This window comes from Erwinia sp. L03-1 (genome assembly GCF_058686115.1).
The window spans coordinates 3,613,435-3,627,997 of record NZ_CM178762.1 but is presented as its reverse complement, the minus strand read 5'-3'; the positions used below and the strand labels follow the sequence as shown (position 1 = coordinate 3,627,997).

Genomic DNA, 14,563 nt, shown 5'->3' with positions numbered 1-14,563 from the left:
GTTTATTAACCAGTCTTATCGAAATTAACTCAAAATAATAACGCTATATTTACGCTGCATTGCAGAATGTAAATATGAAAACGCGAACATAGCGGCTTTTAAATCGTCTCATTTATTTATCCTGAATTTAATCATCAATAAAAACCGCCTGCTGCCGATAAACAGGCGGACGGATGTGCCGCATCTTAAAAAAGTCATCAGTCAATTAACCAGATAATATATAGGGTATTTAATATCCTTTTGATATTCATCATGATTAAACAGAATTCACTTTTACGGGGTTACATGAAATATTTACGCAACATTAAAGTTAAAGTGATGATGCTCGCGGTGTTGATCGTTTTTACTGCGCTTTGGGGAGGCGTATCATTCTTCTCCCTGCATGCATTAAACGCACTCAGAGAAGAAGTGGACCTGACCAATGTTCAGCAGATGAACAGCGACATTATCAATGGCGCCAGCGACACCTATTACCAGATTAAGCTGGCGATGGATCGGGCCATGGTCGACCAGGCGGCTGGTGATACGCAGCATTATCAAAAGATGCTGGGCCAGATCAATGCGCATATCACTTTTCTGCAGGGCGGGCTGGATAAATTTAAGGTAACGAACCATGCCAATATCAGCAGTGGCTCGATTGACAAGATTTACACCAGTTCGCTGACCCTGTTTACCCAGGCGATTGTGCCGATGTTTGAGGCGGTCAAAGCCAATAACCAGCAGGCTTACACCGAACGGGTTGAGCAGGACTATTTTTCACAGCGTATTGATTTTACTCGAGCTATCACCGCCTACAATGAGGAAATTAACGATCTTAAAGCGACCGCCAACGATCGTATCAGCCACTGGGTTTCTCTGGCGAAGCTGATCATTATCATGGCGATGGTCGGTGGTGTGCTGATCCTGCTGCTGACGGAGCGCTATCTGACGCTGTTTATGGCACGTCCTCTCAACTGGGTGAAGCAGCATCTTCAGGTGCTTTCCGAAGGGCATCTGGATCAGGGTACCATTGCTCTGGGAAATAATGAGGTGGGGCAGCTGCTTCCGCTACTGGATATCATGCAGGCAAACTGGGTGAAGACGGTGTCACAGATCCGCCGTAGCGCTGAGGAGATCCATCAGGGCAGCAGTGAAATTGCCGCCGGAAATATCGATCTCTCCTCACGAACCGAGGAACAGGCCGCCGCACTGACGCAAACGGCGGCGAGTATGGAAGAGCTGAGCGCCGCCGTTCGTCAAAATGCCGATAACGCAGCAAAAGCCAGCGTGCTGGCGCAGACGACCTCCTCGGCCGCTAATGACGGAAGCGAAGTGGTGCAGACGGTGATCGGCAGTATGCAGAGCATTACCGGCAGCTCGCGTAAGATTTCGGACATTATTAGCGTAATTGACAGCATCGCTTTTCAGACCAATATTCTGGCGCTCAATGCGGCGGTAGAGGCCGCGAGGGCAGGTGAGCAGGGGCGTGGTTTTGCGGTGGTTGCAAGCGAAGTGCGCAATCTTGCCCAGCGCAGCGCCGCCTCGGCCAGGGAGATCAAGGCATTGATCGATGAGTCTGTTGCTAACGTTGATAATGGCTATCGGCAGGTTTCGCTGACCAGCGATTCAATGGACAATATCCTTAAGTCCGTGACCAGCGTGACCGCGATTATGGGTGAGATTGCTCTGGCATCCAGCGAGCAGAGTAAGGGTATTGCCCAGGTGGGCACGGCGATTTCGCAGATGGACGTGGTGACCCAGCAGAATGCCGCACTGGTCGAGGAGTCATCGGCAACCTCAACGCTGCTGGAGGAGCAGGCCCGGCATTTGACCGGTATTGTTTCTATTTTCAAACTTCCGGCTGATGCTTTTGCCGCGCGGGCGAACGGCAGGGCGTCTCTGTAGTTTCAGGCCGTTGATTCTGCTGCCGTATCTGCGGTGGCGGTGGCGGGGACGGGGGAGCATCCCTGCGCTTGCCGGGCGTCCTCACGCCACGCTTCGCGTGGTGCCTTTGGCTCCGACTACGGGCCGGACGGCCCGGTCGCGAGCGGGCATCCCTGCCCGCCGCTCCCTGAGTGCAGCATCCCTGCCCGCCGCTCCCTGAGTGCAGCATCCCTGCTGCACTCACCTGGCCCTCCGTCTCTGCCGCAGCGCTGCGGATTGCCCGTCAAGCGCAGGGATGCTCCCCCTCTCTGGCTTCCGAACGGCTTTGAGTAAAACCATTTAACTTCAGACGGGCTTCTGAGCGGCTTTGTGGGCGATCCTTGATTTACCCGTCTGAATCGCTATTAGTGCAACCGTTTGTCTGGCCGCAGAAATGTAAACGACTTCCAGTTATGTCCTGTTCTCACGCATGAAAGAGCCGCTTTAAGCACATCAAAGCCGCTTTTCCCTGTTACCTTTCAGTGTCACTGAATATGGCCGCCGGGCATCCTCTCGCACGCGTTGCGTGGTGTCTTTGGCTTCGATTCCTGGCCGGACGGCCCGGTCGCTAGCGGGCGTCCTGCCCGCCGCTCCCTGAGTGCAGCATCCCTGCTGCCCTCACCTGGCCCTCTATCTGTGCCGCAGCGCTGCGGATTGCCCGTCAAGCGCAGGGATTCTTCCCCTCTCTGGCTTCTTATTTGCTTTAAAGCACATCCGTTTTCCTGATTTTTAAATACAACTGTCCGCTTTCAAACCTGCCGAAGGACTTCCCGTTCCTGCCGGAACCGCATTATTCGAAGCCAGGACGATGCAAAGAAGAGAGGTGGGCAGATATTGGGTGTTTTGCTCGCCTGCCACCGGTAAGTACCCGGGAATGTGATGAGAGTCAGGGCTGAAGGTGGCCTCAATGACTACTTAATTTATTGAAAATAAATGGGTTATTAAATTTATTTGTTTTACCAGAATTTGACGTTGCATATGGGAATGATCATTTCCATAATAAGCATTAATATGGAAACGATTACTTCCATACTGGTCGGCGTCAGAGCTAAGGTTTGAAAGGCCATTAAATAACCCGGAGGATCACATGGTAGATCATGCATTTAATACAGAATTAACGCGGCTGTCAGGTTTCCAGCATCAATTTGAAACGGTACGCGGCGTACGTCTTCACTTCGTTGAGTCCGGCAATCCACATGGCGATACGCTGGTTCTGCTGGCGGGGTATCCTGAGAGCTGGTATTCCTGGCGCAAAGTCATGCCGTTGCTGGCTGAGAAATTTCGCCTGATTGCCATTGATTTACCGGGCCAGGGCGATTCAGATAAGCCGACTGACGGCTACGATACTGAGACCGTAGCCCGTTATGTACACGGGCTGCTTTCGCAGAGAGGGATCACGCATTATGGTCTGGTTGCGCACGATGTTGGCGCGTGGGTGGCATTTCCTTATGCGGCAATGTATCAGAATGAACTCTCCGGGCTGGTACTGATGGATGCCGGGATCCCGGGCGTTACTCTGCCAGAAGTGCTGCCCGCAGCCCCGGATCGTTCCTGGAAAACGTGGCATTTTTCCTTCCATATGTTGCCTGACTTACCCGAAGCGCTTATTGCAGGGAAAGAGCGGGTCTATCTCGACTGGTTCCTGCGCAGAAAAACGGCCAATCCCTTTAGTTTTAGCGAGGAGGATCTTGATGAGTACGAGCGTATTTTCACCCTGCCGGGTGCCCTGCGCGCCGGGCTGGCTTTCTATCGTTCTGCCGCTCATTCCGCAGATCAGAATAAGGTGCTGGCTGCGGGTGGGAAGCTGACCGTTCCGCTACTGGCGTTGAGCGCCGATCAGGGTTCGATTCCCGATATGAGCGTGCCGCTTAGCCCTTTTTTCGCCAATGTAGAAGGGAAAACCATTAGCCGCTGTGGTCACTTTATTCAGGAGGAGCAGCCTGTTGCCGCTGCCGCTGAGATAAAAAGTTTTTTTACCCCATAGCCTGGCGTTGTTACCGAAAGCGTCTTAGCCGAATGTCTCCTCGTTGAGTACAAAGACCCGGTGCCGCACAGGCCTGGGGTGTCGCCTGCGGGTGGGGCCTGATGCTGCACAGGCCTGTGGTGTCGCCTGCGGGTGGGGCCTGATGCTGCACAGGCCTGTGGTGTCGCCTGCGGGTGGGGCCTGATGCTGTACAGGCCTGTGGTGTCGCCAACGGGTGGGGCCCGGTGACAGGCGGTCCTCGCGCCGCGCGTGGCGCGGTGCCTTCGCTCCGCTCGTCGACCTTTCGGAGCGGGCAGTGACGGGACATCCCTGTCCCGGCATGCCCTTGTGCCAGCATCCCTGCTGGCACATCCGGGTCTTCCTCCCTGCGCTCAGCGCTGCGGAATGCCTGTCACCGGGCCCCACCCGCCAGCTCCTTTGCATTGTGCTGGCTGCGGAGAGCTAAACGGTTTTACTCAAAGCAGCTCAGCAGCCAGAGAGGTGGATAATCCCGGCGGGTGACGGGTAATCCGCAGCGCTGCGGCGAAGACGGAAGGCCAGGCGAGGGCAGCAGGGATGCTGCACTCAGGGAGCGGCGGGCAGGGATGCCCGCTCGCGACCGGGCCGTCCGGCCTGGAGCCGGAGCCAAAGGCACCAGGCAAAGCCTGGCGCGAGGACGCTCGTCACCCGCCGGGATTATCCACCGACACAGCAAATAGTGCAGCCCGTCACCCGCCGGGATTATCCACCGACACAGCAAATAGCGCAGCCCGGCACCCGCAGGGATTATCCACCGACACAGCAAATAGTGCAGCCCGTCACCCGCTGGGATTATCTACCGACACAGCAAATAGCGCAGCCCGTCACCCGCCGGGATTATCCACCGACACAGCAAATAGTGCAGCCCGTCACCCGCCGGGATTATCCACCGACACAGCAAATAGTGCAGCCCGTCACCCGCCGGGATTATCCACCGACACAGCAAATAGTGCAGCCCGGCACCCGCAGGGATTATCCACCGACACAGCAAATAGCGCAGCCCGGCACCCGCAGGGATTATCCACCGGCCCCCCGGAACGAGTTATTTTTGTTTGCTTTTGTTTTAACCTTTTCACTGGGAGTTCAGTCACGTTCCCCTAAACCAGAGTCTCATATTCTTTTGTGCACTAAGAGGTGGCCATGTTTACTGAAGAAAGACGAAATCAAATTCTGGCGTGGCTCGATGAGCAGGAGCGCGTCACGGTGAACGGACTGGCCAGCGCGCTGGGGGTGACAAAAGAAACCATCCGCACGGATCTCAATACGCTGGCCCGTCAGGGGCTTATCCAGCGCTGTCACGGCGGCGCAATCATTATCCGACGCAACATGCAGGCGCGTTTAATCAGTGAAACGGGCGGCGATTTTGAAGTGCTGCTCCAGCGCCTGGAAGGGCGCAGGCAGCAGCGACCAGTACAACCCAGGGGAAAAAAGATGCGCGGCAAGGTATGTATTTTAGGATCGTTTAACGTGGATATCGTGGCCCGGGTGGCGCGTTTTCCCAAAGGCGGGGAATCGCTGCTGGCATCAGGCAGCACGCTCGGGCCGGGCGGCAAAGGGGCGAATCAGGCCATGGCGGCCAGCCGGGCCGGTGCTCGCGTGCATTTTGTTTCCAAAGTCGGCACGGACCAGTTCAGCCAGTTTGCCTTTGACCACCTTTCCGCGTCGGATATTCACTCCTTTAAGCTGTATCAGACCGCCGATGAACCCACCGGCAGCGCAATCATTTACGTCTCGCAGGAAAATGGCGAAAACATGATTGCCATCTACTCGGGAGCGAATAAAACCCTGACGGACGGTGAGATCGCCGAGATGACACCCGAACTGTCGCAGTCCGACGTGCTGCTGGTCCAGCTGGAGAACAACTTCTCCGCCACGCTTAACGCTATCAAGCTGGCCCACACCCTCGGCGTACGGGTGATTATGAATCCGGCCCCTTTTTCAAACGATGTGCTGGCCTGCCTGGAATATATCGACGTGATTACCCCAAACGAAACCGAGGCATCGCTGCTCTCCGGCGTCGAAGTGGTGGATGTCGACAGCGCCAGGGAAGCGGCGCTGGCTATCGTGCGCCTCGGCGCTAAGCGCGTGATCATCACCATGGGATCGCGCGGCGCGCTGATCTGTGAGGATCAGCAGTTCCAGCATATTCCCGCTTTCCCGGCGGTCAGCGTGGATACCACCGGTGCAGGCGATGCCTTTAACGGGGCTTTCGCCGCAGCGCTGGCCGGGGGGGAGAGCATCACCCAGGCCGCCACGCGGGCATCAGCTTTCGCGTCGCTGGCCGTGGAACGGGAGGGTGCTTCTAATATGCCAGACCGGGAGCAGGTCGCCGCCCGTCTGAATCAACGCTGAAACCCGGTAATTATCACAGTGGCAAAGGCTGCTGGCAGGAGAAAATAATGAAAAAAATTGAAGGCATTGTGCCGGTGATGTTGACGCCGTTTACCCCCGATAACCAGATTGACTACCCGGGGATGACAAAACTGATTGAGTGGTACCTGACCCAGGGAGTGGATGCGCTCTTTGCCGTGTGTCAGTCGAGTGAAATGCAGGCGCTGTCGCTGGCCGAGCGAGTTGAGCTGGCGCAGTTTGTCGTCGCACAGGTAAAGGGACGGGTGCCGGTTATCGCTTCCGGCCATATCAGTGATGATATCGCCCGGCAAAAAGAGGAACTGCTGGCGATGTCCCGTACCGGGATAGATGCCCTGGTACTGGTGACCAACCACCTTGATCCGCAAAATCAGGGCAGCGACGTTTTTTATCAGACCCTCAATACCCTGCTGGACACGCTGCCCGCCGATCTGCCGCTGGGCCTGTATGAATGCCCGGCTCCATACCGCCGCCTGTTGAGTGATGAGGAGTTCCGTTTCTGTGCCGAAAGCGGTCGCTTTGTGGTGCTGAAAGACGTCAGCTGCGACCTGGAAACGGTAACCCGTCGCGTGGCGATGGCGGAAGGTACGCCGCTGGCGGTGATCAATGCCAATGCGGCCATTGCCTGGCCTGCCATTCAGGCAGGATCGAAAGGCTTCAGCGGCGTTTTCACCAACTTCCATCCTGAACTTTATCACTGGCTCTATCACCAGGGAGCCAGCCAGCCGGAAAAAGCCCATGAGCTGTCGCTGTTCCTCTCGCTTAGCGCGGTGACGGAAACCCTGGGGTACCCGAAAAATGCCAAGATCTGGCATCAGCGTCTCGGCACCTTCGACAGTGAATACTGCCGGGTAAATAAAGACAATGTACTGGAAAAATTCTGGGGACTTGGCGTGCTGCTGGAGCAGATCCAGCAGGGTACCGCGCTGTGGCAAAAGAAAATCGCGCAATAATCCGCGTACGGGATGGCGCAAGGCCATCCCTCTGATCCTGCTGCCCGCCAATAATAACGATACGGGGAACAATCATGACTCTTTGCAACCGCAATGACCGGGCGAAAGAAAGACTCGCTTTTGATCCAAATAACACCCGCGCATCTCTTTGTCCATTTCGACAGGGAGATGCATGATGAAAGCAGATACCACCACCGTTATCAGTACATCCCGTGCTGCCCGCGCATCAGCCCCGGCGATGACGCAGGCGCCCGCCGTCAGCCGCTTACGCTGGGGCATTGTGTTGATTCTGCTGCTGGCGGCGATCGTAAACTATCTCGATCGCGCTAACCTCAGTATCGCCAATACCACCATCGCCGCCGAGTTCGGCTTCTCGCAAACCGAGATGGGCCTGCTACTGTCGGCCTTTCTGTGGCCCTATGCGCTGGCTAATCTCCCGGCTGGCTGGCTGGTCGACAGATACGGACCAAAGCGCATGTTCGCCTGGGCGCTCTGCCTGTGGTCCAGCTTTACCGTGCTGGCTTCCTTCGTTAACAGCTACAGTTTCTTCTATGGCCTGCGTATGATGCTGGGCATTTCAGAGTCGCCGTTCTTTACCTCCGGCATTAAAATTACCCATCGCTGGTTTGGCGACCGCGAGCGTGGCCTGCCGACGGCGATTATCAACACCGGTTCACAAATCGCGAATGCCATTGCGCCGCCAATCCTAACCGTACTGCTGCTTACTCTGGGCTGGCGCGGCATGTTCGTGGCGATTGGCCTGATGGGGCTGCCGCTGCTGCTGGCCTGGTGGAAATTTTATCGCGATCCCGATGCGCGGGAAGATGCCCTGCTGCACGCCGGGCAGCGCAGCGTGGCGCAGCCGGAAGAGCAGGTTCGCACCAGCTGGGGCGCACTGTTTCGCTATCCCGCAACCTGGGCGATGGTCATTGGTAACTTCTCCATTATGTTCACCATCTGGGTCTATCTAACCTGGCTGCCGAGCTATCTGGAGAAATCGCTGGGCTTCAGCCTGAAAGCCACCGGCTGGATTGCCTCTATCCCGTTTTTTGCCGGGATCCTCGGCGTGCTGGTGGGCGGCATGCTCTCCGATCGTCTGGTGCGTCGCGGCGTGGCATCCATTACGTCGCGCAAGATCCCGATAGTATTGGGTGCGGCACTGGCGGCCTGCTTCGTTGCTCCTATCCCTTTTGTGAACAGTACGCCGCTGGCGATTACCCTGCTGGCGCTGGGCTACTTTTTCTCACAAATGCCTCAGGGGGCGCTCTGGACGCTGGCGAGTGATATCGCACCGAAAGAGCAGGTGGCATCCCTGGGGGCTATTCAGAACTTTGGCGGGTTCCTCGGCGCGGCCATGGCACCGATTGTCACCGGCGTGATCCTAGATATGACCGGTAAATTCACCAACGTATTTTTACTCGGTGCCGTCTTACTCGTTATTGGCGCACTCAGCTACGGCCTGTTTGTTCGCCGCCGCCTCCAGTCCTGATCGATAATCCTTAATCTGCAACAATAAATAGCGTTCGGTTTAAACACCGAACGCTATTATAGATAAACTGCGTCCGGCGATATGTGCAGGCGTAAAGGGCAATCCGAATCGTCCAGGCAGGATAAGCATTCTGTTATTTATGCCTGCTACAGGCGCCATTGCGACGCGGGAAGTGCGGATATAATTTCAGTTGCGAGGAGCAGGTAATGAGTCATAGCGGATCGGGTGAGGGCAGAGCAGTTGTATTAGGTGGCGGGGGCGTGGCAGGTATAGCCTGGATGACAGGGCTGCTGCTCGGTCTGCGGGACGAAGAGGTTGAGCCTGGGCACACAGCTGATGTGCTGATCGGCACGTCGGCAGGATCGACCGTCGCCGCACAGATTGCGTGCGGGTGCGATCTGGACGATCTCTTCCAGCGGCAGACCCTCCCCGAGAGGCAGGTGGCAGAGCTGGTGCCGAAACCGCATCTGCTTGAGCTGCTCGGTAATGCGCTACCGGTGCTGTTCAGGCTTACCGATGCGGTTGAAAGGACGCGGCGCATTGGCGAACTGGCGGCCAATAGCATAACCGTGGACGAGGCGCAGCGTCGCGCGGTCATCGCCGACCGGCTGCCCTCGCATCACTGGCCCGACCGCCAGCTCAGGATCGTCGCGGTGAATATCGCTACCGGCGAGCCGCAGATTTTCGATAAAGATTCCGGCGTCAGTCTGGTCGATGCCGTCGCAGCAAGCTGTGCGGTGCCGGGCATGTGGCCCCCGGTGAGCATAAACGGTCAACGTTATATGGACGGTGGCATTCACTCATCGGATAACGCTTATCTGGCGGCGGGCTACGCTAAGGTTTTGATTTTGTCCCCGCTGGGGACGCAGGGGATGACGCTACCCGGCAGTGCAAACCTGACCAGTCAGGCTGAGGCGCTGCGCCAGGGCGGGGCCGACGTTACCCTTGTTGAACCTGACGAGGCTTCTCGCGAGGCGATGGGCAAGAATCCGCTGTCGCCCGAAACTCGCCTTCCTGCTGCAATGGCCGGCCGTGCGCAGGGCCGTGCTATCGCCGCCCGCCTGGCAGATTAACCCCGCAGCCTGACGCCAGGAATCGGCAGGCGTGCTGCCTGCCGATTCCTGGGCATACTCAGTAACAATGCCACATTGCTCAGAGCCAGCTCCTGACAATTACCGGGGCTTACGCCATTGAACTCTGATACAGTTTCAGCGGGGTCAAGCGAGACGTTATTCATTTTTTTGTCCCTGTTACTCTCCACGCCCGTTCTGTTGAAGAAAAAATGATTGAGTTTATACTGTCGGGCAGGTCACATGAGAATTAAGAGAAATGAAAATGAATCGCGCGGCTTCTTTCTTTCAGCATAATGCAGTTTCCATCGCGCTGTGGATGATTGTTTACTATATTTCAGGCGTTATTTCATTAAAAGTCGATGCCATTGACGCACAAATTTCCATTGTCTGGTTTCCGGCAGGGGTGGCAACAGCGGCCTTCCTTTGCGCCAGGTGGCGTTTATGGCCGGTGCTGTTACTCTCCTTTATTATTATTAACGTTATTCTCGATAACGCATATGATAATAAGTTAACCCTTTCAATCATCTACGCTATTATCGCTATGCCGGCGAGTATGCTGATTGCCTGGATTACACGTTATTTTTCCCGTCCCGGCGACGATCTGCATATTATTCTCTTATGGCTGTTTGCTACTATTTTGGTCAGTTTTGTAGATGCGCTGCTCTTTTCAGCGGGGCTGAACTTCTTCAAAAATGCCAATTTCAAAGAAATTTTTTGGAGCGGGTTTATCGCCGATGCGACGGGGATTATATTTGCTACAACGGTGATCATGGGGTTTATGAACACCCGCCTGCGCACCCGCACCTCGATCGTTAAAAATATCATTCCGGGCCTGATGGCCTGGATACTATTATGCCTGAGCAGCCTGCTGATTTTTAATAATACGGCTAAAGCTTTTGCCCATAATAATCTTCATCTTTACAGTGACGCGCTGATTTTTTCACTGGCCTGCATACCGGTCATTTTTGCCGTCTTGATGTCACTGCTGTGGGGCAACCGGGGCGGCTCGCTGGCGCTGCTGTCGCTCTCCGCCATTGCGATGTATTTCACCAAAAACAAACTGGGTCCTTTCTTCATGAGAGGGCTGTATCCGCATGAACCGCTGATGCTGATTCAGGGCTATTTAACGGCAACCACGCTGCTAATGGTGTTTATCCGGGTCATTACCCGGGATATTTCTCATCTTGATGCTGCGGACGGCATTCAGACCAGGCAGTATGCCGTTTATCAGTTAAACCTGGCCACCGGCGAGATCGCCTGGGGCAATCTGATGGGGGAGTTAGACCTTATTGATGAGGACGTTTTTTCACACCGGGAAACACTCATGCAGCGGATTCATCCGGATGACCGGGACCTTCTTGCGGCTCACTGGGCAGGGACTTACAACCAGAACAATCTGCCGATTATCCAGTTTCGGCTAAGCACCGATGAGGGGGGCTGGATCAGAGTCACCGACAGCGGAAGCCTCTTTTTTAGCCAAAACACGCCGCAAATGATCGTAGGGAAATGGCGCATAACTAAAACCCTGCCGCTTTTCAAAACTGACCAGATGGATAAGTAAAAATGGTTCAGATCGCCTTATTACTCTTTGGTGCTGACTTTGTCAGAACTAAGTCAAAATATCTGTGGTTTATCGGCCTGCTGTGGGGCACGTTGGGCGCGCTGGTCTTTTTCGACGGGCTGGATGGTCAGCTCTACTTCCCACTGAAAACCTTCGGCTTTTTATTGATGGTCGAGAGCATTGTGACCCTGAGCGTCGCCTCCAGCGGGGCAGGGGCGCAAAAAGCGGTGCTCTATTTTAAAGGGGTGACGTTCCTGTTTTGTGCGCTGGTCATCATTATCAACCAGAAATACAGCAACCTGCTGCTGTCGGTTATGTTCGGTTTTTCATTCTTCATTATCGGCCTGTTTGTGGGCGTCTCGGCCTGGGTCGTGCGCTATCCGCGCTGGCATCTGAATATTTTTTACGGCCTGGTGCAGATGGCTTTCGCCTTCTTTCTGCTTATCCATAATCAGGCGGCCGTTTCATTTTTCCTCGGTTTTTTAATGGCTGGCAGCGGGCTAAGCTGTTTATTTACCGCCGTGCGGGCAAGACGTATCCGTCATGCCAGCTCGGTGTTTCAGCTGATACAGCCTCAGGATACCTTAGAGCACAGGGAGTGGACGCTCGAGGAGAGTGCTGCGCTTGCGGCACTGGCTGAAAAACAAACCGGCTTATCCGGGAATACGCTCATCGTGCATATCTGGACGCCGGAGGGATCGGCAGAACATACCCCGGTTTCCCGGCCGGTCATTAACCGCTATATCGCGGCCGTTGATGAGGATGGCGTGATCTCCACGGGGCATGCAGCTCTTGAGGTGCCCTCACTGCTTTACATCAGCCTCTATCCTGCCGAAGATATTGACCGCTCCCCTTCAGAGTTTTTCCGCGTATTGAAGGCCACCCACGACAATGACGTTAAGGGGTCGTTTCAGCCCAGCTACGAAACCGAAGCCGCCGACTGGTGTCATTCGGACAGGCGGGTTATGTTCACCAATTACAACGTAGCCTCGCTGTCGGCTTTCTGGCAGATCTATTCCCGGCATGAAATTTATAACCTGACCTACCGTAACTGCTCCAGCAGCGTGGCCTATGCGCTGGAGGCTGCCCTGGAGGGCGTTCTCTCATCACGGAGCAAGAGCTGGACCCATACTCTCAAAATATTCTTTATGCCTGAACTCTGGATTGCTTCCCAGGTCCGCAAGCGCGCCCTGATGATGGCCTGGACGCCCGGTCTGGTGATGGACTATGCGCGCGCACTCAGCGCGGTAGTCCATCCCGTTGCGCTGCCCTGGTCGCAGAGGATGCCGTGGAAGTGGCGCTACTCCCACCAGCAGGGCCGCGCTGGAAAATAGCCGCCAGCGGCCGCGTTTAGAAGGTCCAGACCAGCCCCGAGGTTAGCGTCCAGAAGTGGCTCTGGGAGACCATAGGGCTGTGGCGCAGGGGAGCTGGCAGGAAGGTGATGCGCGGTTGCAGGTAAAAATGCAGGTGCGAAGTGACATGCCAGTCAGCGGCCACCGCCAGCCAGGGTGAAAACGCCTGGCCGGGTGAATAGGCGGACATACCGGAGCGGGACGCTTCTTCCCGGCTAATGCCGTAGTAATAGCGAGCCTGCTGGGCATTAAGCCAGTCGACCCCGGCCTCAGGGTAGATATCCACTCCGGTGAGGGAAACCTGGCCCGCCCAGGCGAGGGTGCCCAGCAGGCCGTTACTTTCTCCCAGCGTGTCCGTTGAAAGCTCTGCCCTGAATGCGCCGACCGGGGTGATACGCTGGTAGCTTACTCCACCCATCATCGTTGCGTGACGGTTGTCCAGTTCGCGCATGCGGGATGCGTGACTTCTTTTCGGGTCAAATTCCATATCGAGATAAAAAAGCCGTGCCTTAAGCTGATTTACATCGTCATTAACGGCATAAACCCCCGCTTCCAGCCCATCAACATACCAGCGGGCGTTGTCATAGCCGACATAGGGCAGGGCAGACCAGGTGGTTTTATAATTACGCCAGGGCAGGGCGTTAGCCTCTCCCTGTACACCCAGGGATAAATCAGCGGCGCTGGCCCGCACGGCCAGGGCAGTAAAAATAATAAATAGCGTGATTAAATATTTAATGGCTGATTTCATTTTCAGTTGGGTTCTTATATTCAGTCCGAAAAAAAAGAGTGTAGTCGCGATAACCGCGGCGGTGATCCTTATCGGGTACATTTGGTCCCGGAACAATTTAAACGTAGAATAGCCGTTGAAGGTATCAATAATGCGCGTTCACTCGCGCCCAGACAGGATAAAGAAGGCACAATGTTTAATGTTTACGCAATTTTATTTATTTCTATTGTGGCCGAAACGCTGGCGACGACCATGATGAAAGCCTCCGAAGGATTTACCCGGCCCCTTCCGAGTATGCTGGTGGTTATCGGCTATTCGGTCTCGTTATACGGCCTGTCTCACGTCGTGAAATCGATGAACCTCGGTATTGCCTATGCCATCTGGGCCGGTATGGGCATTTTTCTGGTGTCAGTGATGTCATTTTTCCTCTACAAGCAGAAGCTCGATCTGCCTGCGCTGATAGGTATTGCCTTTATTGCTGCCGGCATCATTATTATCCAGCTCTTCTCCAAATCCGTCGCTCACTAATATTGAGTGCGAATAAACGGTTATCACAACTGCTGCCAAAACTTTAGCATTGGCTGACAATAACTGAGAATTAAAAGCGTAAGTTCTTTCCATCGCACTGATTCGAGAAGAAAAAATGAAGATTTCACGGTTTATTGTCGGTTTATTTCTGCTTGGCGTATCCTCGGTTTCACTGGCCCAGTCTGCACCCCTGACGCATCAGCCCTGTCAGGGCAGACCGGTGCCGCACCAGTTTACCTTCAATAGTGCGGACACGGCTGAATTGCCGGATGAGAATATTCATCTGCCGGAAAGCGTTTTCATACGCTCATTCGATAGCAAAGCGGGCTGAAGTGCCAGCCCGCTTTGCCGATTTCCGTACGGATAGCGTTTGTTTTCCCTTAATCCACATAGCAAACCGGGCAGCCGGGTGTCGTTTGGGTATGTGGACTATCATGGCAGCCGGTCAGCGCAAATATGGCCGGTATGACGAATGCAATTACCGGCAATAGCCCGGTAAAGCGTGCGGGCACAAAGAGATGATGAAAAACCTGCTGCGCATAATGAATGAATGTGTTGGTCATAGCCTGCATCCTCCGTTGAGATGCGGCTATTTCATCAAGAGAG

Annotated in this window: 12 protein-coding genes; 10 read left to right on the top strand and 2 right to left on the bottom strand. The window is 55.0% G+C overall.

What is annotated here, in order from left to right:
- Window positions 1-285: 285 nt before the first annotated feature.
- The 8 genes from AC4PCC_RS16820 (at window position 286) to AC4PCC_RS16785 (ending at window position 12,684) form a co-directional block, all read left to right on the top strand.
- Window positions 286-1,884 carry a methyl-accepting chemotaxis protein gene (locus AC4PCC_RS16820; protein ID WP_492125283.1) on the top strand — a complete coding sequence of 533 codons (1,599 nt, stop codon included), beginning with the start codon at window positions 286-288 and terminating at the stop codon, window positions 1,882-1,884.
- A 1,105-nt stretch (window positions 1,885-2,989) separates the two neighbouring features.
- A complete protein-coding gene (locus AC4PCC_RS16815; RefSeq protein ID WP_492125282.1) occupies window positions 2,990-3,886 on the top strand; it encodes an alpha/beta fold hydrolase in 897 nt (298 codons plus the stop codon).
- Window positions 3,887-5,044: 1,158 nt separating this feature from the next.
- A complete protein-coding gene (gene rbsK, locus AC4PCC_RS16810; protein WP_492125281.1) occupies window positions 5,045-6,256 on the top strand; it encodes a ribokinase in 1,212 nt (403 codons plus the stop codon).
- A gap of 47 nt (window positions 6,257-6,303) precedes the next feature.
- Window positions 6,304-7,227 carry a dihydrodipicolinate synthase family protein gene (locus AC4PCC_RS16805; protein WP_492125280.1) on the top strand — a complete coding sequence of 308 codons (924 nt, stop codon included), beginning with the start codon at window positions 6,304-6,306 and terminating at the stop codon, window positions 7,225-7,227.
- A gap of 238 nt (window positions 7,228-7,465) precedes the next feature.
- Window positions 7,466-8,716: an MFS transporter gene (locus AC4PCC_RS16800; protein WP_492127552.1), complete on the top strand. Its 1,251-nt coding sequence runs from the start codon at window positions 7,466-7,468 to the stop codon at window positions 8,714-8,716.
- Window positions 8,717-8,922: 206 nt separating this feature from the next.
- The gene (locus AC4PCC_RS16795; RefSeq protein WP_492125279.1) at window positions 8,923-9,789 is read left to right on the top strand and encodes a patatin-like phospholipase family protein; all 867 of its coding nucleotides are present in this window, start codon (window positions 8,923-8,925) and stop codon (window positions 9,787-9,789) included.
- 256 nt (window positions 9,790-10,045) lie between these two features.
- Window positions 10,046-11,350: an MASE1 domain-containing protein gene (locus AC4PCC_RS16790; RefSeq protein WP_492125278.1), complete on the top strand. Its 1,305-nt coding sequence runs from the start codon at window positions 10,046-10,048 to the stop codon at window positions 11,348-11,350.
- A gap of 2 nt (window positions 11,351-11,352) precedes the next feature.
- On the top strand, window positions 11,353-12,684 hold the full coding sequence (locus AC4PCC_RS16785) for an HdeD family acid-resistance protein (RefSeq protein ID WP_492125277.1): 1,332 nt from the start codon (window positions 11,353-11,355) through the stop codon (window positions 12,682-12,684).
- A 16-nt stretch (window positions 12,685-12,700) separates the two neighbouring features.
- Here AC4PCC_RS16785 and AC4PCC_RS16780 read toward each other — a convergent pair whose 3' ends face one another.
- Entirely contained in the window at window positions 12,701-13,450 is a 750-nt protein-coding gene (locus AC4PCC_RS16780) for a MipA/OmpV family protein (RefSeq protein ID WP_492125276.1), read from the bottom strand.
- Between the two features lie 171 nt (window positions 13,451-13,621).
- Between AC4PCC_RS16780 and AC4PCC_RS16775 the strand changes: the two genes are divergently transcribed.
- Together AC4PCC_RS16775 and AC4PCC_RS16770 are read left to right on the top strand one after the other, a co-directional pair.
- Complete coding sequence (locus AC4PCC_RS16775) at window positions 13,622-13,957, top strand: DMT family transporter (RefSeq protein ID WP_067704732.1); 336 nt, start codon at window positions 13,622-13,624, stop codon at window positions 13,955-13,957.
- Window positions 13,958-14,072: 115 nt separating this feature from the next.
- A complete protein-coding gene (locus AC4PCC_RS16770) occupies window positions 14,073-14,288 on the top strand; it encodes a hypothetical protein (RefSeq protein ID WP_492125275.1) in 216 nt (71 codons plus the stop codon).
- 49 nt (window positions 14,289-14,337) lie between these two features.
- Here AC4PCC_RS16770 and AC4PCC_RS16765 read toward each other — a convergent pair whose 3' ends face one another.
- Window positions 14,338-14,520 carry a hypothetical protein gene (locus AC4PCC_RS16765; protein ID WP_156484972.1) on the bottom strand — a complete coding sequence of 61 codons (183 nt, stop codon included), beginning with the start codon at window positions 14,518-14,520 and terminating at the stop codon, window positions 14,338-14,340.
- Between the last annotated feature and the right edge of the window lie 43 nt (window positions 14,521-14,563).